General features: G+C 65.7%; 20 protein-coding genes. 9 read left to right on the top strand and 11 right to left on the bottom strand.

What is annotated here, in order from left to right:
* Positions 1–142: 142 nt before the first annotated feature.
* From AB0N05_RS33190 to AB0N05_RS33180, 3 genes are all read left to right on the top strand, one after another.
* Positions 143–1,453, top strand: coding sequence for a cyclopropane-fatty-acyl-phospholipid synthase family protein (locus AB0N05_RS33190; protein ID WP_364701301.1), 1,311 nt, complete (start codon positions 143–145; stop codon positions 1,451–1,453).
* Between the two features lie 96 nt (positions 1,454–1,549).
* On the top strand, positions 1,550–3,178 hold the full coding sequence (locus AB0N05_RS33185) for an amidohydrolase (protein WP_364701299.1): 1,629 nt from the start codon (positions 1,550–1,552) through the stop codon (positions 3,176–3,178).
* A 54-nt stretch (positions 3,179–3,232) separates the two neighbouring features.
* A complete protein-coding gene (locus AB0N05_RS33180) occupies positions 3,233–3,607 on the top strand; it encodes a cupredoxin domain-containing protein (RefSeq protein WP_364701297.1) in 375 nt (124 codons plus the stop codon).
* Between the two features lie 11 nt (positions 3,608–3,618).
* Here the strand turns inward: AB0N05_RS33180 and AB0N05_RS33175 are convergent, their stop codons facing one another.
* Positions 3,619–4,008, bottom strand: coding sequence for a DUF2076 family protein (locus tag AB0N05_RS33175; RefSeq protein WP_364701295.1), 390 nt, complete (start codon positions 4,006–4,008; stop codon positions 3,619–3,621).
* 41 nt (positions 4,009–4,049) lie between these two features.
* Between AB0N05_RS33175 and AB0N05_RS33170 the strand changes: the two genes are divergently transcribed.
* Complete coding sequence (locus AB0N05_RS33170; protein ID WP_364701293.1) at positions 4,050–4,337, top strand: hypothetical protein; 288 nt, start codon at positions 4,050–4,052, stop codon at positions 4,335–4,337.
* 286 nt (positions 4,338–4,623) lie between these two features.
* Complete coding sequence (locus AB0N05_RS33165; RefSeq protein ID WP_364701291.1) at positions 4,624–5,157, top strand: hypothetical protein; 534 nt, start codon at positions 4,624–4,626, stop codon at positions 5,155–5,157.
* A gap of 460 nt (positions 5,158–5,617) precedes the next feature.
* Here AB0N05_RS33165 and AB0N05_RS33160 read toward each other — a convergent pair whose 3' ends face one another.
* Positions 5,618–7,048 (bottom strand): MFS transporter, encoded by a 1,431-nt coding sequence (locus AB0N05_RS33160; RefSeq protein ID WP_364701289.1) that lies wholly within the window; start codon positions 7,046–7,048, stop codon positions 5,618–5,620.
* 126 nt (positions 7,049–7,174) lie between these two features.
* Between AB0N05_RS33160 and AB0N05_RS33155 the strand changes: the two genes are divergently transcribed.
* Complete coding sequence (locus AB0N05_RS33155; RefSeq protein ID WP_364701287.1) at positions 7,175–7,762, top strand: helix-turn-helix domain-containing protein; 588 nt, start codon at positions 7,175–7,177, stop codon at positions 7,760–7,762.
* A gap of 44 nt (positions 7,763–7,806) precedes the next feature.
* Here the strand turns inward: AB0N05_RS33155 and AB0N05_RS33150 are convergent, their stop codons facing one another.
* The 5 genes from AB0N05_RS33150 to AB0N05_RS33130 form a co-directional block, all read right to left on the bottom strand.
* Positions 7,807–8,889 carry a polyprenyl synthetase family protein gene (locus tag AB0N05_RS33150; RefSeq protein WP_364701285.1) on the bottom strand — a complete coding sequence of 361 codons (1,083 nt, stop codon included), beginning with the start codon at positions 8,887–8,889 and terminating at the stop codon, positions 7,807–7,809.
* A 233-nt stretch (positions 8,890–9,122) separates the two neighbouring features.
* Positions 9,123–10,100: a hypothetical protein gene (locus AB0N05_RS33145; RefSeq protein ID WP_364701283.1), complete on the bottom strand. Its 978-nt coding sequence runs from the start codon at positions 10,098–10,100 to the stop codon at positions 9,123–9,125.
* Positions 10,101–10,199: 99 nt separating this feature from the next.
* Positions 10,200–10,976: an iron export ABC transporter permease subunit FetB gene (gene fetB, locus AB0N05_RS33140; protein WP_364701281.1), complete on the bottom strand. Its 777-nt coding sequence runs from the start codon at positions 10,974–10,976 to the stop codon at positions 10,200–10,202.
* Positions 10,973–11,638, bottom strand: coding sequence for an ATP-binding cassette domain-containing protein (locus tag AB0N05_RS33135; RefSeq protein ID WP_364701279.1), 666 nt, complete (start codon positions 11,636–11,638; stop codon positions 10,973–10,975). Before AB0N05_RS33135 ends, fetB begins: the two co-directional genes overlap by 4 nt.
* Before the next feature lie 54 nt (positions 11,639–11,692).
* Positions 11,693–12,259 carry a TetR/AcrR family transcriptional regulator gene (locus AB0N05_RS33130; protein WP_364701277.1) on the bottom strand — a complete coding sequence of 189 codons (567 nt, stop codon included), beginning with the start codon at positions 12,257–12,259 and terminating at the stop codon, positions 11,693–11,695.
* Positions 12,260–12,333: 74 nt separating this feature from the next.
* On the opposite strand from AB0N05_RS33130, the gene AB0N05_RS33125 reads away from it, so the two are divergent.
* Positions 12,334–13,539 (top strand): FAD-dependent monooxygenase, encoded by a 1,206-nt coding sequence (locus AB0N05_RS33125; RefSeq protein WP_364701275.1) that lies wholly within the window; start codon positions 12,334–12,336, stop codon positions 13,537–13,539.
* Between the two features lie 143 nt (positions 13,540–13,682).
* Positions 13,683–14,132: a nuclear transport factor 2 family protein gene (locus tag AB0N05_RS33120; RefSeq protein WP_364701273.1), complete on the top strand. Its 450-nt coding sequence runs from the start codon at positions 13,683–13,685 to the stop codon at positions 14,130–14,132.
* Here the strand turns inward: AB0N05_RS33120 and AB0N05_RS33115 are convergent.
* The 4 genes from AB0N05_RS33115 to AB0N05_RS33100 all read right to left on the bottom strand — a co-directional run bounded on the left by AB0N05_RS33115 (position 14,090) and on the right by AB0N05_RS33100 (position 17,030).
* Positions 14,090–14,689: a hypothetical protein gene (locus AB0N05_RS33115; RefSeq protein ID WP_364701271.1), complete on the bottom strand. Its 600-nt coding sequence runs from the start codon at positions 14,687–14,689 to the stop codon at positions 14,090–14,092. The genes AB0N05_RS33120 and AB0N05_RS33115 overlap by 43 nt on opposite strands.
* Positions 14,690–14,698: 9 nt before the next feature.
* A complete protein-coding gene (locus AB0N05_RS33110; protein ID WP_364701269.1) occupies positions 14,699–15,262 on the bottom strand; it encodes a hypothetical protein in 564 nt (187 codons plus the stop codon).
* Positions 15,263–15,359: 97 nt separating this feature from the next.
* Positions 15,360–16,088, bottom strand: a complete 729-nt coding sequence (locus AB0N05_RS33105) for a hypothetical protein (RefSeq protein ID WP_364701267.1) — start codon at positions 16,086–16,088, stop codon at positions 15,360–15,362.
* A gap of 60 nt (positions 16,089–16,148) precedes the next feature.
* Positions 16,149–17,030 (bottom strand): TIGR03621 family F420-dependent LLM class oxidoreductase, encoded by an 882-nt coding sequence (locus AB0N05_RS33100; protein ID WP_364701265.1) that lies wholly within the window; start codon positions 17,028–17,030, stop codon positions 16,149–16,151.
* A gap of 179 nt (positions 17,031–17,209) precedes the next feature.
* Here AB0N05_RS33100 and AB0N05_RS33095 point away from each other — a divergent pair, with 179 nt between their 5' ends.
* The gene (locus tag AB0N05_RS33095) at positions 17,210–18,448 is read left to right on the top strand and encodes a transcriptional regulator (protein WP_364701263.1); all 1,239 of its coding nucleotides are present in this window, start codon (positions 17,210–17,212) and stop codon (positions 18,446–18,448) included.
* Positions 18,449–18,555 lie beyond the last annotated feature (107 nt).

Here is an 18,555-nt window from a genome sequence, read left to right as displayed (position 1 = left end):
GTATCGCCCAGCAGGCCGATGCGGAGCGGTGAGAGTATCTGTGACCGCCGGTTACATGTAAATCCCCTAGGCTGACAGGCCGGGGGATTTTTTGTTTTCCAGGTCCGGAACATGTGAGGTCCGGTGCGCCATAGTGGTTCACATGGGCAACGAACCTACGGTCGCCGACGCGTTTCGTCCTCTTCTCCACGCGGCGTTGGGGCCCAAGCCCTCGATCGCCTTCGAATTCTGGGATGGCAGCGGGATCTACCCCGATGGCGAATTCCCGGGGACCATGCGCATTCGATCCAAGGACGCCCTGCGTCATCTGGTGTGGGCTCCGGGCGAACTCGGCTTGGGGCGCGCTTTCGTCTCCGGCGCGGTGGATCTCGACGGTGACATCTTCAAGATCCTTCGCGCCCTGCAATCCACGGCCCCGCGCGATGCGCAACTCGGTGTCGATGCCGCATGGAAGGCGCTGGGCGCGGCCCGGCAGCTCGGCGCGCTCGGCCGTCGGCCGCAGCCGCCCGCCGAGGAATCGCGGCCCCGTCGCGGTGGATTGCACACCAAAAGTCGTGACGCGGCGGCCATCAGCCATCACTATGACGTCGGCAATGAGTTCTACCGGCTGGTGCTCGGGCCGAGTATGACGTACTCGTGCGCGCGGTTCGTCGGCGCTGACGACAATGGGCACCAAGGCGCGAACGCCTCGGTCTCCCTGGAAGACGCGCAGCGCGAGAAGCACGACTTGATCTGCCGCAAGCTGGGTTTGGCCGAGCGGCCGGGCATGCGGCTGCTCGATGTCGGATGTGGCTGGGGATCCATGGCGATGCACGCGGCCTCGACCTATGGCGCGCAGGTGGTCGGTGTGACGATCAGCAAGGCGCAGGCGGATCTCGCCCGGCAGCGGGTCGCCGACGCCGGACTGTCGGCGAGCGTGGAGATCCGGCTGTCCGACTATCGCGAATTGGGCGGCGAGCAGTTCGACGCCATCTCCTCGATCGGCATGTTCGAACATGTCGGAACCAAGCGCAGCGCGGCGTATTTCGAGACCCTGCGCGGGTTGTTACGCACCGAGGGCCGTCTGCTCAATCACGCGATCTCCTCGCGGGGCGGGTCGATCATGCGCAGCGGTTCCTTCATCGGCCGGTATGTCTTCCCCGACGGCGAGCTCCTCGATGTCGGGGAGGTCGCACTGGCCATGGAGCGCGCGGGATTCGAGGTGCGCGATGTGGAATCCCTGCGCGAGCATTACGCTCTGACACTGCGGAACTGGGTCGCCAATCTGGAGAAGGCGTGGGACGAGGCGGTGCCGCTCGTCGGTGCGGGGCGGGCACGCATCTGGCGGCTCTATATGGCCGCTTCCGCGCTCGGGTTCGAGGACGGCGGGCTCGGCCTGCACCAGGTGCTCGGTGTCGTGCCGGACGCGGTGGGCAATGCCGGGATGCCCGCGACCCGCCGTGCGTGGGGGTGACCTGGCGTAATGTGGAGCGCCCGAGGGGAATACGAGCGATCGTCGACGAAGCCGAGTCGAGCGGGATTCTTCCGAGCCTGAGCCGAGGTGCGCGTCATGAGTCCAGCGGAATTGATCTTCGTCGGCGGACCGATCATCACGGTCGATCCGCGCTACCCGAATCCGCAGGCGGTCGCGGTCGCCGATGGGCGGATCACCGCGGTGGGTGCGATCGATGAGGTGATGCCGCTGCGTGTTCCGGACACCCGGATCGTCGGGCTCGGCGGGCGATGTCTGCTGCCCGGATTCATCGATGCCCATGCGCATCCCACGCAGGATCAGTTGCTGTTCATCGAAGCGGTGGTCGATATCCGCCCGGTCACCTGCGCCACCGCGGAGGCCGTGCATGCGGTGATCCACGCGGCCCTGGCGAGCAAACCGGATGGGCAACCACTGGTGTTCAACGGGTTGGATGTGTTGTTGCAGAAGGGATTCCCGGAGCCTACTCGGGCGTGGCTGGATGAGCTCGGGCCGGACCGGCCGATCATGGTCTGGCAGAATTCGGGGCATCTGGCGTGGGCCAACTCGGCCGCGCTGGCCTTCGCGGGGATCGATGACAATACCTACGATCCGGTCGGAGGCCACTTCGATCGCGATGAGGACGGCCATCTCACCGGCAAGGCGTTCGAGACGGCCGCCATCCTGATGATCTTGGGCCCCATTGTCATTCCGGAGCTGTCCACGCCCGGCCCGCTCGCCCTGGAACATACGTACCTGGCCTCGCGCGGGGTCACCATGGTCAGTGACATGGGGTTTTCCGACGCCATGCGACCGCTCACCCAGGCCGTCTACGACCAGGGCCTGGCGAAGGTGCGCACGCGGGCGTACGAAATGTCGGATCGCCGCCTGCATACCGACTGCCCGGTGGAGAACGGCGACGACATGTTCCGCCAGATCGGCATCAAGATCTGGGTCGACGGCTCCCCGTGGGTAGGTAATATCCACACCTCGTTCCCCTACTTGAACACTCCCGAGACCGCCGCCATGGGATTGGGTCCCGACCATCGCGGGCACGCCAACTACACCTCCGATCAACTGCACGAGCTCCTCGGCGCGTACTTCCCGCCGGGCTGGCAGCTGGCCTGTCATGTCCACGGCGATCTCGGGGTGGACACCATCCTCGATGTGTACGAAAAGGCCTTGGCCGCATACCCGCGCGTGGATCATCGGCTGCGGCTCGAGCATTGCGGGACCATGACCGCCGAGCAGTACCGCCGGGCGGCGCGGATCGGCGTGACGTGCAGCCTGTTCATCGATCACCTCTACTACTGGGGTGACGTCCTGGTCGACGGCTTGTTCGGCGAGGACCACGGCGCACATTGGGTCCGAGCCAAATCAGCTCTCGACGCCGGAATGCCCATCTCCTTCCACAACGACAGTCCGGTCACACCCGAAGAGCCGCTACGCAATATGGCGGTGGCCATGAGCCGCATGTCCCGCAGCGGGCGCGTCTTCGCACCCGAGGAACGGATCACCTTCGATCAAGCCCTGCGCGCGCAAACCCTCGACGCCGCCTACCAATTGTTCGCCGACGACATCACCGGCTCCATCTCCCCCGGCAAATACGCCGACCTGGTGGTCCTCGAAACCGATCCGCGCACAGTGGAAGTGGCCGCCCTCCCCGACATCCCCGTGCACTCCACCTACCTGTCCGGCATACAGACCTATTCCGGCGTGGCGAAATGAACCCGTGACCACCGCACTACGTGTCACAGGGATATCTCCACGATAGGAGGAATCATGGTCCTCGAACCCAGCACCCGACGCCGCTTCGCCGCGTTCGCCGGAGCGCTCGCGATCGTCGCCTTCTCCGCCACGGCCTGCACATCCTCGACCTCCACCGAGAACACGACCGCGGCCCCCGCCACCGGCGCTCAAATCACCATCAGCGGCAATAAATTCGACGTCCCGGCCTCGGTCGCGCCCGGCGCGACGATCACCGTCAAGAACAATGACAAGGTCGAGCACAGCGTCACGGCCGACGACGGGAAGACCTTCGGGGTCGACGTCGACGGCAATGAGACGGTCACCCTGACCGCCCCGTCCACCGCCGGCTCGTTCCCCTTCCACTGCAAATACCACTCCAATATGGTTGCGGTGCTTGTAGTCACCTAGGAATCGAACGCTCACCACCAGCTGTCATCGTCGTCGTCGCCGAAGAGGCCTTCGGCGACGCCCTCGATGGCTTCGGCGGCGAGAATGCCGCCGCCCACCCCGAGGGCGATCTGACCCGCGCCGGAGAGGAAGTCGCCGGTCGGGTTCTCCCTGCGGTGCTCAGAGGTGTGCTGGTTGTTCCGGCGTGCGTCGGCGAGTTGCTGCTGAAGCTGGGCGATGGCGCGTTCCTGACCGATCAGCATCTGCGCCATTGTGTAAATGGCACCCGGGGTGCGGGCGGTCCGCTGCTGAATGAGCAGGGCCACGGTCGGATCCTGCGGGCCGGATTGCGCTGCGTGCCGGTCGATCTTGTGGAACAGGGATTCGATGAGGCGCTGCGCCTCGGTGCTGTGTGCGTTCATGCTCGCAACCATGCCCAGCAGCACCGACAGCCCGCTGACAGGTGACTGACAGCGGGCTGGGCTTCCAGACCGGAGGGTCAGGTCGTGGTGATGGGGCCGCCATCGATGACGAAGTCCGCATCGGTGACGTTTCCGGCGTGATCACCGGGGAACGGCGTGGGTGGTGCGGACGGCGGCCGAGATCCATCTGGAAAACCGGGAGGGTTGGCGCACAGGGCGGAAAGCGGGAGTGGAAGTACGCCTTTGATCTGGGCGGCATCGATGGCCACGCGGCGGCGGCGAGGATCATGCCAAGCAGCTTCTGGGCGATCATGCCGCCGAAGGAATGACCGACCAGGATCGGGCGAGCGGGGAGCCCGGCATTAATCACCACCGCGGGTAGCGGGTACCGCGGACGCTTGATCACTCCACAGCCAGCCGTATGTGCCGGGATATGCTGGCTTGAACCATATTTCGGTTGATCATCGCCCGTTCCCACGTAGACTTGCGACATTTCACCCTTGGGCCTTGATCTGGCAGGGAGTGGTCACAGTGTCGTCGGATGTCTGCTGCCCAGGATGCGGATCGAGCGATCTCCTGCAGAGTGTGCCAGCTCTGTCCTCTGCCGGAGCTGAGGTGATCGAAGACCGTGGCCACTTCGACGGAATCGGGTTGACCGCTTCGGGTTTCGTGCCGGTCTTCGGCACGACGTCCACGACGCAAATCCGCCGATCAGCGCTTGCAGTTGCGACCGCTCCCGAACCGGCGCTCCGTTCGACCACTGCGTCGGTCGCGTGGAGCATCGCTCTGTCGCCATTGGTCGTGATGGGTCTTCTGGCGGCCGCAATGAGCGTGCGGTCAGAAATCGCCAGCGGTGAGAGCGTCGGCGTCATGATCGTTACTGCGGCATTCTTCCTCTTCTTTGCCGGTCCCGCCATCATCGCCTTCGCGATCGTGGCGCTGCTCAGCCGCGAAAACCGGAGAATTCGCCGCGGCCGCCCGATCGGCTACCGGCTGTGGCAGGCAGCATGGTTTTGCCACCGGTGCGCGGGATGTTTCTGGGTGTCGGCACCATTGGCCGGACTGCCGGCACAGCAACTGATGGCACCTCATCAGTTTCGAGCGATGGTATGGCGTGCCGCGGGCTATATCGGCGGCCGCCCCAAATAGTTCACGACGGTCAGATTACCGTCGATGTTCTGACTCTGTGAGCGGGCGGGACGCGATGGACTTGAGCGGTGACAGTCGCAACAGGTGAGGCTCGATCAACTGCGAAACCGAAGGAAATCGACGGCCCACGACCAACCTACATGTCGCTTTGATCGTCAGCGCTGCGACCGCAGCAAGCTGCTCTGGAAACGTTCCACCCAGGATCGAGGCAACGACAGTTCTCTCATAATGAGCATCTCGTCCAGAACGAGGACGGGTTTGGAGTCTGGAACGCGAGTTGTACAAGGCTCCCTTACTGCGTGAATCCAACCGCGCATCGCACCGTCATCGCCGACCCCAGCACCTTCGGGAAACCCGGCTTCAGTCGATCGGCGGCCGTACCGTCGCGATCCGGCAATGCCAATCGGCTGGTCCTTTCGCGATCGGGCGGAGGGGCCAGCCGGTGGGCCTTGGCGTGAAATCAGTTGGTGGGACGGGGGTTTCGGAAGGTCAGGGCTACGACGAGGGTCAGGGCGGCTATGGCCGCCGCCGCCGCGAAGGCGGTGGTCATTCCGGCGACCAAGGCGTGCTGGGCGGAGCCGCCCGCGTGCTCGGAGGCGGTGCCGAAGACCGTGACCAGGATGGCGAGGCCGAGGGCGGCTCCGGTTTGCTGGAGGGTTTGCAGGGCGCCGCCCGCGGCACCGGCTTCGGTGGGGGAAACGCTGGACATGATGATGACGTTCAGGGGCGAGAAGGCCAGGCCGATACCGCAACCCATCAGGATCATGGCTATGAAGAGCAGGGGGAAGTAGCCGCTGTCGACGGTCAGCTGGGTCAGCAGGACCAGGCCGGACACCATGGAGACCGCGCCGACCAGGGTGACCGGTTTGGGTCCGAAGCGGGGTAGCAGGCGCGGGATGAGCCGGATCATGGTGAACATGAGCAGGGCGGTGGGCAGGAAGGCGAAACCTGTTGCGAGGGCGCTCAATCCGAGGACTTCCTGGAGGTACTGGGTCAGGAAGAAGAACATGGACATGCCTGCCATGGGGCCGAAGAACATGTTCGTGTAGGCCGCGGCGCGATTGCGATCGGCGAACAGGCGCAGGGGCAGCAGGGGCTGAGCGACCCTGGACTCGATGACGAGGAATGCGGCGATCAGGAGTGCACCCGCGGCGAGGGAGATATCGGTGATCTCATTGCCCCAGCCGTGGGAGGCGGCGCTGATGAAGCCGTAGACCAGGGCGGCCACTCCGGCGGTGGCGGTGACCGCACCGGGCAGGTCGAGGTGTGCGGGCTTGCGCTCGGAGCGCGGCAGATAGCGCACGGCCAGCAGGGAAACCGCAAGTCCGAACGGCACATTGATGAACAGGACCGAACGCCAGCTCAGCCACTGGGTCAGGAATCCGCCGACGATGAGGCCGATCGCGAAGCCCGCGCTGGACATTCCGGAGAACAATGCGAGTACTCGCATGCGCGCCTTGGGTTCACTGAAGATGGTGGTCAGCAGTGCGAGGGTGCTGGGTCCGGCCATGGCCGCGCCGATGCCCTGCACGACGCGGGCGATGAGCAGCAAGGTGGCCGACGGTGCGAGCCCGCCCGCCAGCGAGGCCAGCGTGAATAGGGCGGTACCGGCGATGAAGAGATTGCGGCGGCCGAACAGGTCACCGGCGCGGCCGCCGAGCAGCAGCAATCCGCCGAAGACGAGCGTGTAGGCGTTCATCACCCAGGACAGGCCGGTCGCGCTGAAGTTCAGGTCGGTCCGGATGCGCGGCAGCGCCACATTCATCACGGTGATATCGAGGACGATCATCAATTGGCAGGTCAGCAGCGTGGCGAGCACGATGCCGGAGCGAAGCCGGGGGGCTTCGGGGGTTGCGGAGACACGGGTATCCGCGGTCAAAGTGCTGGACAAGGAATGCTCCATCGAATGGGAATCAAACGGAGGTAACCTCCGTTTCCGATAGAGCTATCATATGGAGGGTTCCTCCACTTCCGCAAGTCTAACCGGAGGATCCATCCGTTTTCTAGTGGAGGGCCAGTGGAAGCACCGCCGACGGGCAAGCCGATGCGCGCCGATGCGCTGCGCAATTACGAGCGAATCATCGCGTCCGCGCGACAGGCATTCGCCGAGCAAGGGCCCGACGCACCGCTGGAAGACATCGCTCGCCGCACCGGGGTCGGCATCGGGACGCTGTATCGGCACTTCCCGAATCGGGACGTGCTGATCGAAGCCGTCTACCGATCCAGCATCGAGGAACTGAGCGCCCGCGCCCACGAACTACTCCAAAAACTCTCCCCCGCCGAAGCTTTCGAGCAGTGGCTGCGTGAGCAGGTGCAGTGGGTGATGGCCAATCGCAGTCTCGCCACCACCTTGAAGGCCGGAATGGACCACGGCTCACCCACCTTCACGCTGTGCCGGTCGGTGATCACCGAAGCGTCGACCGCCCTGCTCGAGGCAGCCCAGGGCGCGGGTGCGATCCGAGCCGATATCGAACCCCGCGACCTGCTCCGGTTCGGCCACGGCATCGGCGTCGCCTGCGAAACCACCCCCGAAGCCGCCGAGCGCCTCCTCGCGGTGACGCTCGACGGCCTGCGGGTCGCCCCCGGCTCCGCGACCCGGAGCTGATCGCGGGTTGCCGGGAACGGCCCTCTTCGGAGAGTCGGTGGGAGTTATCTATCGCGGTAGGCCACCAGGTGGGCCAGAGCGGTCAGATCCGCCGCCGCCACCTCCGGGGGCAGGGCCTCGAGCGCGGCTTCCAGGGCCGCGGTGGCGCGGCCGAGTGTGCGCTGCCTGCCGCCCGCCTCTTCGATGAGGTCGGCGGCGCGGGCCGCCCGGGCGGCCGTAATCGGTTGGCGCGCATGGTAGATGCGCGCGAGTTCACGTCCTGCCCCGGTATTCGAGGTCAGGGCGCAGACCACCGGGAAGGATTGTTTTCGGTGGATGAGATCGCTGTGCGCGGGCTTGCCGGTCAGTGCGGGATCGCCCCAGATGTCGATGGCGTCATCGACGAGCTGGAAGACCAGGCCGATCTCGCAGCCGAAGGTGTGCATGGCCGACACCGTCCGATGGTCGGCCCCTGCGCACAGCGCGCCCAGGGCGCACGCACACCCGAGCAGGGCCCCGGTCTTGCCCGCCGCCATCGACAGATATTCCTCGACGGTGACGTTCTCCCGCGTCTCGAAGGCGCAGTCCGCGTATTGGCCGCGGCACAAAATGACGGTGGCCCGGGCTAATCGGATCACCGCCTCGGATGTCACCCGCTCGGGCACGCCATCGGACAGCACGCCGAGCGCCAAGGCCTGCAAGGCATCTCCGAGCAGGGTCGCATTGGTCTCGCCCCAGATCCGCCACACCGTCGGGCGGCCATGCCGGAACGCGTCGGTATCCATGACGTCGTCGTGCACGAGCGAGAAATTGTGCAGCAGTTCCACCGCCGCGGCGGCATGCACCGCGTGGTCGAGATCGCCGCCGCAGGCGGTGGCGGCGGCGAAGGTGAGGGCCGGGCGTAGGGCCTTGCCCTGCGCGGCTTCGACTTCCGCGCCGTCGGCATCACACCAGCCGAAGTGGTAGCCCGCCATCCGATCCAGCGGATCGGCCAGGGAGGCGACTGCGGCCCGCAGTACGGGTTCGATGCTGCCGCGCGCCTCGGAGAGCTGTCTTCGCGCGCGCCGTTCTATCAGTCCGTCGAGCGTGTGTGGTCCGGATTCCGCTGCCCGGGGGCAGGTTTCGGTATGGCCGACGAGGTTGGTCACCGCGGTTCTGGATAATCCCCAGCGGCGTTTGCCCTCGAGTCGTTGTGGCACTGCGGATCTGGTCGTTTTCGACACTCGCATTGTCGGCCCCGCTCTTTCGGACACGGCCTCCCCCAGCCACCCGGCGGTAGCGGGGCGGCCATGCTTTGGAAGAAGCCCCATGGTCCCATCACGTACCGAAAAACCGGTATTGTGTGGGGGTTTCAGTTCGGCAACAGCCCGTGTGTCGCCGCTCAGGAGAGCGGCGAGCCGTGCTCCAGTGCCTCCTGTGGTGCGCTCGTGTATCTGGCTGCCTGGTAGTGATAGTCGTGATTGGCCCGCACATAGATCGTGTAATTCTGTGCGGTGATCAGCGCGTCGTCACGGTCGGTGCCGGTGATGCCCGCGTCGTCGAGTTCGTCGGGGAGCCGCTTGCGGGCATCGGTCATCTGCTCGATGCACTCGGTCAGCATGGAGTTGACGAGTTCCATCGCCTCGGTGCGACTGTGCCCGTAGTGATATTCGGCCAGCAGCACCGAGTTGTAGAGATAGCCCGAGGCCTCGTCCGAGGGCACCGACAGCACATCGTTGAACAGTCCCATGTGCTCGACCGCGGCCTGCCGCAGTCGGTGCATGGCGGGCAGGTGCCGGGCTCCCGGATGCAGGTCGATGCCATCGGCGATCTCACTGATATCCAGAAATACGAACAGCGCCACGCCGTCTCGCCGATGTGCGCGATAGGTCTCGAGATCCGGCAGATTCCCCGATAGGCGGCCCACGCTTTCGGTGTAATAGGTCCACAACCAGGCGCGCAGTTCCGCGCGCACGCTCTCGCGCCATTCCACGGATCGACCGCGCGAGAGGCGATCCCAGAGATCCGCGAAGGCGATCGCCAGCAGGCCCGAGGGCGGTTCGCCGTCGAGTACCCCGTTCAGGCCGCGCACGATATCCAAACATCGTGATGGCTCGGGGATCTCGATGTCGAACTGATCGTCGACGACGAAAGCCCATGCGGTGTACTGGCTCAGCAGGGTCAGCGACTCCAGGTCGGCCCTTGGACACCACAGCGCATACATGCGTGTGGGCCGTGTGCGCTCCATTCGCCGGCGCGTCAGTTCGGTTGGTACCAGCCCGTAGTTCTCGAGCCAGGTCCACATTCCGGCCTCGGCCTCGACCTCCAGGGGGTTGAGACCCTCTGGATCGAATGGCATGAAGAATTCGGTTACTTCCATCGAAACTACCTATCCCCCAACTATTTTACCCACCACATCGTAACCATTACGACATTTCGGGCAGGTTCCTCATTCCGTTCGCTGGGAAACGGCTGGTAGTCACTCTGGGAGGGGGATGAGGCGCTGGGCCGAATCGAACAGGGTGCGCTCGGCCGCGCGTGCGCTGGCCAGGGCGGCGAGGGTGGTCGCGGCCAGCAGCATGTACATAACGACTATCTGGTAGCGGATCGCTGTCAGCGGGTCCACCCCGGCCAGAATCAGACCGGTCATGGCGCCAGGGAGGCTGATCAGACCGACCACCTTGGTCGAGTCGATGGCGGGGATGAGCGCCGTGCGCAGTGCGGAACGCCGGAACGGAAGAAAGGACTGATGCGAGGACAACCCCAGCGCCAGCCGGGCTTCGATCGAATCCCGCGCCGTCCGGGCATCCTCGACCAACCTGCGCAGGGCGATGCCGGTCGATTGCATTGCCGAAGAAACGATCATCCCGCCCACCGGAACCACCACCCGCGCATGCGTCGAGATAACCCCCAGCAGAATCAGCGCACCCAGCGTGATGGACGACCCGAACGCCACCCCGATCGTCGCCGACAGCTGCGCATGCGGCAGCCCCGCCCCGCGCCGCCCGGCCACGAACCCCGCGATAATGACCATCAGCACCACCCAGCCGAGCGCTCCCGGTAACCCGGTGTGGCGGAACAAGATCAACAGAATCGCGCCCACCGCGATCAATTGCACCCCGGCCCGTGCCGCGGCGATCAGCAGCTCGCGCGTGAGGTGCAGATGCTGCCGATAGGCAATGACCGCCGCCAATGCCACCAAGATCAGCGAAGCACCCACCCCGGTCCAATTCGGCACCGAAAGCTCTTGTGTCATAGCGCTTCCCGCCTGTTCACCCCGGACTGCGGGGATTGCCGGACCAGCCGGTTCCCCGTCACCGTCCACACGTCGTCGGCCACCTCGGCCACGAACCCCGGATCATGACTGACCAGCACGACGCTGCCCCCGGTCCCGACATGCGAACGAATGAGTGCCCCGATCGCGCCCGCCGCCACGCCGTCCAAGGCGGACGTCGGCTCATCCAGCAATAACACCTCGGGCTCGACGGCCAGCGCACGCGCCAGGCAAACCCGTTGTGCCTCACCCCCGGACAGCCCCGCGCAGCGGCGTTCCAGGAACTCTCCGGGCAGCCCGGCCCGGATCAGTAACTCCCGAATCCGATCGGTCCCCAGCTCCCGCCCGACCTGAACCTCGTCGCTCACCGTATTCGTGAGCAGTACCGGCCGCTGCGGCACCAACCCCACCCGTCGCCGGAGTGCCAGCACATCCATCTCCGCAATCGGCGTGCCGTCCAGCAGAATCCGCCCTCGGCCGGGCTCGGCGAAGCGATTGAACAGCCGCAGCAATGAGGTCTTCCCCGCCCCGCTCGGCCCGACCACCGCCGTGCATCGACCGGCCGGGAACGTGGCGTCGATATCGACGAGCAACGCCGTCTCCCCGGGACCGACGCAGACCCCCTCGAACGCGATGGCTGGCACCGGCCCACCCTATGCGCCGAACGCCGCGACGCCCGGGAACCTGGATCGCCCGCCTTATTCGGCTGGTTGCGGGAGTCCGACCATCCGCCGCAATGCCTCGGCGAGTTCGGTTCCGGTGGGGGCGGTTTCGGGATCGATGAGGTACTGGGCGGCGATGCCCACCAGTAGGGCTTGGTAGAGGGCTCCGGTGGCGCGGGCGGCGGCGGGGGTGGGGGGTTCGGTGGGTGCGAGGAGATGGGCCAGCCCGGTGCGGGATTCGGGCATCTCGGCGGCCAGGCGGGCGCGGGTCTCGGGGTGGGAGAGGGCGTCGAAGGTGGCGGACCAGAGGCCTCGGTGGGTGCCGATGGAAGCTCGGACGGTGTCCCAGGTGGCGGCGAAGTGCTGGAAGGGATCTGTGCGCGCGGGCGGGTTCGTAAGGAGTTGGGCCAGTTCGTCTCCCCATTCCCGGGTGGCGTCGGACAGGGCGGCGGTGAGCAGGGCCTCCTTCGAGCCGAAGTGGTAGCCGATGGCGGCCATGCTCACGCCGGAGGCGGTGGCTATGTCGCGGACGGTGGTGCGGGCATAGCCCTTGTCGACGAGGCATTGACGTGCGCCTGCCAGTAGATCCTCGCGGTTTCCCATGGTCAGCACTATAGCGCAATTGCCTAAGACATATGTCTTGCGCATTTGCCCAAATCCGTTGTACGGTTCTGGGCATGCCTCAGATGAAGAACCCGAACATCCTGATCTCCGGTGCGAGTATTGCGGGCCCGGCGCTCGCCTTCTGGCTCAAGCGCTACGGCTTCAATCCGACGATCGTCGAGAAGTCGCCGTCACTGCGCGAGGGTGGACAGGCCATCGACGTGCTCGGTACCGCCACCGAGGTGGTGCGCCGGATGGGGCTGCTCGAGGCGGTTCATGAGGTGAGCACCGGTAAGCGCGGCACGTCGTATGTGGACGCGAACGGCAAGCGGCGCGCCAGCATCAGCAGCGAGGTCTTCAATGGCGTGGGAGCCAATGGGGACACCGAGATCCAGCGCGGCGATCTGGCCCGGGTGCTCTACGAGGCGACTCGTGATGATGTCGAATACCTCTTCGGCGACTCCATCGCCACGCTGGACCAGGACGAGAACGGTGTGCACGTCACCTTCGAGAACTCCCCCGCCCGCACCTTCGACCTGGTGATCGGCGCGGACGGCGTCCATTCCCACACCCGCAAGCTGGTTTTCGGGCCGGAGGCGGATTTCGTGAAGCATATGGGCTACTACATCTGCATCTACACGGTGCCCAACCTGCTGAACCTGGATCACTGGGAGGAGGACTACAACACTCCCGGAACGATCGCCGGAACCTACAGTGCGCGCCACAATACCGAGGCCAAGGCGATTTTCGCGTGGGCGTCGGACCAGTTGGACTACGACTACCGCGATACCGATGCGCAGCGGCGCATTGTCACCGATACCTTCGCCGGTCAGGGCTGGGAGGTGCCGCGACTGCTGGCCGAACTGCCCAAGGCCCAGGACTTCTACTTCGATGCGATGGCCCAGATTCATATGGACAGCTGGTCCGAGGGGCGCGTCAGCTTGGTCGGGGACGCCGGATACTGCGCGTCGCCGCTGTCCGGACAGGGTGCGGACCTCTCACTGGTCGGGGCGTACGTGCTCGCGGGTGAATTGGCGGCGGCGGCAGGCGATCACACCGTCGCGTTCGCGCGCTACGAGCAGGACATGCGGCCCATGGTCGACGCCTGCCAGAAGTTCGCCGAGGGCGTGGGCGGCTGGTACGCCCCGAACAGCAAGGCCATGATCCGGATTCGCGACCTGAATGTCCGGTTGCTGCCGTACCTGCCGTGGCGCGGGCTCATCGGTGGCGCACCGCAGAAGGTCGCGCGCACCATTGCTGCCAAGGATTACGCCGCCTGACTTCCCGTCGTTCCCACTAACGAACCGGTCTGAACGAGATCTATTGCACCCCCGTATATTTCGGAAACGCCAAGATCAACGCCCGCGCCGCCGTACGCTTGCGCACCGTCACTGAACACCATCGGCACGACCCGGAGGCGCGCATGCTGTCCCTGCAGGAGATTTCGGACCGTCTGGAAATAGAGGACCTGATGGTCCGCTACTCCCATGCGGTGGACACCCACCAGTGGGACCTGCTGGACGAAATCTTCACCGCCGACGCGCATATCGACTACACCGCCATGGGCGGCCCGGCCGGTGACCTGGACTCCACCAAGAAATTCCTGGCCACCGTCATGCCGAACTTCTCCGCCTTCCAACACCTGGTCAGCAACTCCTCCATTCGCGTGGAAGGCGACCACGCCACCGCGCGCACCATGTGCCACAACCCCATGCTGGTGGCGGGCGCGGACGGCCACCAGCGCTTGATGCTCTGCGGCCTCTGGTACCACGACACCTTCGTCCGCGTGAACCACCAGTGGCGCATCCACCAGCGTGTGGAGGAGAAGAGCTACCTGTTCGTGGCCACCGACGCCGCACCGCCGACCAACTGATCGAACAGGTGGCGATACCCGCGCAGTGCCTGGCGCAGGGCCTCGGTGTCCGCGTCTTCGCTGCGCGACCACTGGGTTTCGAGCTCCTGGCGGCGCTGCGCACAGGTATCGGCGAGCTGATGAATCGCGCCGTCGACGAGTTCGTTCGCCCGAGTCACCGCATCGCGTGGATCGTCCACGAACAAGGTCTGGACCTCCCGCCACTGTCCGCGCAGCCGCTGCACCTCGGGCTCGGCCAGCAGTTGGTCGCCGCCATTCCCGGTGGTTGATATCGGCTTGTCTGCACTCTGTGCCGAATCGCCTGGGGCTGGTGTCGGCTTGCTTGCAGTCGGTGCCGGATTGTCCGGTGCTGTGCCGACTGAAGTCGATGCGGAATCGCCGGGGTTGCGTGCCGCGCTCTTTGCATCGAATGCTGAATCGGTGTGCACCGGAACGTTTTCGCCCCGCGCGGACCTCTCGGGGGTCTGCGGGAAATCGTCGGCTGTCGATACCGCTTCCGTGGACCGCCGCATCTTCTGGGTACGGTCGTCGTCGGTCTGTTCGGTTTCATTCTTCATGGTTGTGCCTCACTTGTTCTGTGCCGCATGGTGAGCGGGGTTGCCGTCGAGGACATCGATGAACAGCTTTCGGTAATGCACGATGGCGGCGCGCATGTCCTCGGTGGACGCCTCATCGCGCTCGGCTCGCCCGGCGATATCGTGCGCGGTGCGGAACTGGCCCAGCGGTTCGGCGTGCTCCACCGACAGGTCGGCAAGCTGCTGGTCGTAGCTCTCGCTCGGATAGCCGCGATCCTTCATCACCTGGGTGAGCAGCTGGTCGGCGGCGGTCAATGCGCCCGCGGGATCGTCGACGAACTGTTCTTGTACGCGCGCCCACTGCAATTCGTAGCGGCGCTTCTCATCCTCGGGCAGCGTCCGCAGCTCCAGCTGCTGATGGCGCTTCTCCCGTTCGGCGAGTTCACGTTCCGCGACCCGCCGGTTCTGCGACTCCTGCACGGTCCGGTCGTACTCCGGCCCGAATCTATCGCGCAGTCGCCGACTCCGGAATCTGGGCAGCAGGGCCAGCCCGACCACGAGCAGCGCCGCTATCACCAGCAATACGACGATCACAATCGTCACTACACCCGACATCTGAAACCTCCTTGTCGAGTTGGTCATATGTGACGTAATGCCTCGACGTGGCGTTCCCAAACGCGCGGTTACCGCGCGACCGGCGTGTCGGATGCGCTCACGAGTCGGTGAGGTTGCCCAGCGACACAATGACTCTGCCGTCACGGATGGATACATCCGCGCAGCTGCGGTACCGATCGAGCGGCCAGCCCTCCCCGCGACAGCCACCGGTCCAGGAGCCGGAGTCACCCGGTGCCGGGATGCTCGGGGTGAACGACCAACCGTAGGCATCGTGCAGGTGCGTCCGGACTCGCTCGGCGATCTCCTCGGGCGTTCCTCCCGAGCCCGCGATGACGAATTCCCGGTCACAGCCGCTGTTCGACGATCGTTCCGTGCAGCCCTGGTCCACGGTCGAGCTCACCGACAAGCCATCCGGCAGCGGTCCGATCGCGTCCGCGTCGGGAACCCACGCTTTCCCGCCCATCGTCGCGAACACCGCGGCCATCACGACAAGCAGCATCCCGCTCAGTACGCAGTACCCGAAGGTGAGAATGCGCCCGATCATCCTGCGCGCCTTGGCAGCCCCCACCGGTTCGGGATGGTCCACGGCCGCAACCGCTTCCACCGCCGGCGCACCCATCAGCACCACGATGATGAGCGCTTCCATGACGGCCACCCCGGTGAACTGGAAGCCGTGCCCCAGCAACTCCGATGCCAGCACCCACTGCCCCGCGAGCAGCGCCAGCAGAACCAGAACTCCGATGACCCGCCCGCGCATGGTCTCCGCCGCCAGCGCCCAACACACGACCGGTACGACACCGGCAAGCACCAAGTAAACGAGCAACACTCCCCCACCTTGTAACAGCCCCCGCGCCAAGGCTACCGGTGGCCGTGCCGAGCGCTGCGGTTACTCCCCGTGCAGGACTTCGATGAGCGGGGCGAACTTCTCCATATTGTGTTCCAGGACGGTGATGTAGTTGAAGCCGAACTGCTCTCGGCGAGCGCGGAGGGTTTCGGCCATATCGTTCGGGGTGCCGACCAGCATGGTGGGAATGTCCTCGGCCGCGTCGGCGAAGTCGAACGGCAGGTTGGCCGAGATCCACTGCAGGAGGGCATCCCGCTCGTTCGGCCCGGCCAGGCCCTGAACCAGGAGGTTGAATTCGACCTTCTCCGCGCGGGTTCCGAGCAGGGATCGCACATGGTCGGTCTTCTTGGCGGTGGTCGCGACGTCGGCGAGGGTGATCTTGCCGCTGTCGGCCGTGCCGCCGCCGGTGAAGGCGATGACGTCCGCGCGCTCGGCGGCCAGCCGCAGCATGCGGTCGCCCCATCCGGCGAGGAGCAGCGGCGGGCCCGAAGGCTGAGCGGGTTGCGGCTTGTATTCGGGGTCGGTGAAGAGGCGGCGCAGGGTGATGACCGTCTGCTCGAGGTGATCGATGCGCTCGCGGGCGGACGGGAATGGGATTCCGGCGGCTTCGAATTCGGCCTGCACGTAGCCCGCCCCGAGCCCGAGCTCGATGCGGCCGTCGGTGAGCTGGTCGAGTCCGGCCACGTCACGTGCGAGCAGGACGGGGTTGTAGAACGGCGTATTCAGCACGAACGTGTTCAAACGCGGCCGAGTGGTCACATCGGCGGCCAGCATCAGGGCGGGGAACGGCGCGGGCAGGCCGAGATGGTCCGGGACGCCGATGACGTCATAGCCGAGGTTCTCGGCATGCCGGCACTTCTCGATCCAGGAGGCCCGGGAGGTAGGGGCCATCATGTTCACACCGAAACGGAAGGGGAGCACCATATGTCCTGTCTACCAGTCGAATCCGAGCGCATTCCGGCCGGGATCCGCACCTTGGCGAACACTGCGAAGGCAGCTCGAATGAATTAACGCATGGACTGCGCGGAATGGGGTACGCGCGGCCGAACCGCGCGCCATCATGAGGTATCGCATTTCCCATCGCACTGCGAGGAGTTTGCGCGATGACACAGGTGCCCGCCATTTCGCAGCAGCGTGCGGAGCTGGAAAGGCAGTGGGCGCGCTGGGCTACCGGGTTGGGTGTGGTGGCGGGGCGGGCGGCACCGCCGAGTAGGGAGGTCGCGGTTCTGCGCGCCGAGGTGGTCGAATCGTGGGAGCGGTCGTTGCGCACGGTGGATCCCATGCGGGCCGTGGCACCGTCCACCGATCGGGATGAATTCGGCTCGCGCTGGGCCGAATCGCCGCTGCGCAGCCCGGTGACGGAGCTGGCGGGTGAGTTGCGGTCCATTACCGAGGACGCGGGGATGATCGCCGTGGTCACCGATGATGCGGGGATGGTGCTGTTCAGTTGTGGCGACCGGTCGGTTCGGCGACGGGCCGAGCAGGTGAACCTCGCCCCGGGTGGGTGCTGGGACGAGCCTTATATGGGGACCAGCGGTGTGGCGTTGTCGTTGAACAGCGGGCGGCCCAGTTCGGTCTGGGCGGCAGAGCATCTCGTCGAGGCATTGCACAGCTGGGTCTGCTACTGCGCGCCCATTCGGGGGACGGACGGGCGGCAGCTCGGCGTGCTGGATCTGTCGACCTATTGGGATCGGTCGCATCCGATGATCCTGACCACCGTCCGGGCGCTGGTCACCGCGATCGAATCGCGTTTGCATACCGAGCAATACCGCCCGGGCAATCGCACCCGCTTGGAATGTCTGGGCGTGCCGCGGCTGTATAAGGACGGCAAGCAGGTGCCCATGCGGCCGCGGCAGCTGGAGATCCTGACCTTGCTGGCGCTCGAGCCCGAGGGCTTCACCCCGGAACGCTTGCACGAGGCCGTCTATGGCGACCGGTCGGTGTCCTCGAGCACCCTCAAGGCCGATGTCTCCCGCCTGCGCCGCGCCACCGACGGCCAGATCGCCGATCGCCGCTACATGCTCATCGAACCCCTCGCCTGCGATGCCGCCGAACTCCTGACCGCCCTCGAATCCGGGGATCTCACCACCGCGGTCCGGCTCTATCGCGGTCCGCTGCTGCCGGATTCGGATGTGCCCGGTGTGGTGCAGTGGCGCGAGCACCTCGACGTCTGCCTGCGCACCGCGGTGCTCAACGATCACAATCCGGAACACGCGCTGCGCTTCGGACAGCGCTGCCCGGACGATATCGAAATCCACGAACACGCGGCCCGGCTGCTGCCTTACGGTGACAGCCGCCGCGCCCTGGCCACCGCCCGCCTGCACACCGCCCTGCACGCATGATCGAAATCGCCACGCGCACAAACTGACTCACCTACTTTTCGCCAACCGCGCGCCAACCTCACGCCAACCTTTCCGGTTCATAGTGACCCCCGTCACCGCAGATCTGG

Origin of the sequence: Nocardia sp. NPDC051030, from assembly GCF_040683015.1 — a bacterium.
Classification (GTDB): domain Bacteria; phylum Actinomycetota; class Actinomycetes; order Mycobacteriales; family Mycobacteriaceae; genus Nocardia.
Note: the sequence above shows the minus strand (reverse complement) of the source record. Positions and strands in the feature narration are given on the sequence as shown.

What these genes read in the sequence shown, in the direction of transcription:
- AB0N05_RS33190 (WP_364701301.1), top strand. Translation starts at nt 143, where the DNA reads ATGGGCAACGAACCTACGGTCGCCGACGCGTTTCGTCCTCTTCTCCAC.
- AB0N05_RS33185 (WP_364701299.1), top strand. Translation starts at nt 1,550, where the DNA reads ATGAGTCCAGCGGAATTGATCTTCGTCGGCGGACCGATCATCACGGTC.
- AB0N05_RS33180 (WP_364701297.1), top strand. Translation starts at nt 3,233, where the DNA reads ATGGTCCTCGAACCCAGCACCCGACGCCGCTTCGCCGCGTTCGCCGGA.
- AB0N05_RS33175 (WP_364701295.1), bottom strand. Translation starts at nt 4,008, where the DNA reads ATGAACGCACACAGCACCGAGGCGCAGCGCCTCATCGAATCCCTGTTC.
- AB0N05_RS33145 (WP_364701283.1), bottom strand. Translation starts at nt 10,100, where the DNA reads ATGGAAGTAACCGAATTCTTCATGCCATTCGATCCAGAGGGTCTCAAC.
- fetB (WP_364701281.1), bottom strand. Translation starts at nt 10,976, where the DNA reads ATGACACAAGAGCTTTCGGTGCCGAATTGGACCGGGGTGGGTGCTTCG.
- AB0N05_RS33130 (WP_364701277.1), bottom strand. Translation starts at nt 12,259, where the DNA reads ATGGGAAACCGCGAGGATCTACTGGCAGGCGCACGTCAATGCCTCGTC.
- AB0N05_RS33125 (WP_364701275.1), top strand. Translation starts at nt 12,334, where the DNA reads ATGCCTCAGATGAAGAACCCGAACATCCTGATCTCCGGTGCGAGTATT.
- AB0N05_RS33120 (WP_364701273.1), top strand. Translation starts at nt 13,683, where the DNA reads ATGCTGTCCCTGCAGGAGATTTCGGACCGTCTGGAAATAGAGGACCTG.
- AB0N05_RS33115 (WP_364701271.1), bottom strand. Translation starts at nt 14,689, where the DNA reads ATGAAGAATGAAACCGAACAGACCGACGACGACCGTACCCAGAAGATG.
- AB0N05_RS33110 (WP_364701269.1), bottom strand. Translation starts at nt 15,262, where the DNA reads ATGTCGGGTGTAGTGACGATTGTGATCGTCGTATTGCTGGTGATAGCG.
- AB0N05_RS33100 (WP_364701265.1), bottom strand. Translation starts at nt 17,030, where the DNA reads ATGGTGCTCCCCTTCCGTTTCGGTGTGAACATGATGGCCCCTACCTCC.
- AB0N05_RS33095 (WP_364701263.1), top strand. Translation starts at nt 17,210, where the DNA reads ATGACACAGGTGCCCGCCATTTCGCAGCAGCGTGCGGAGCTGGAAAGG.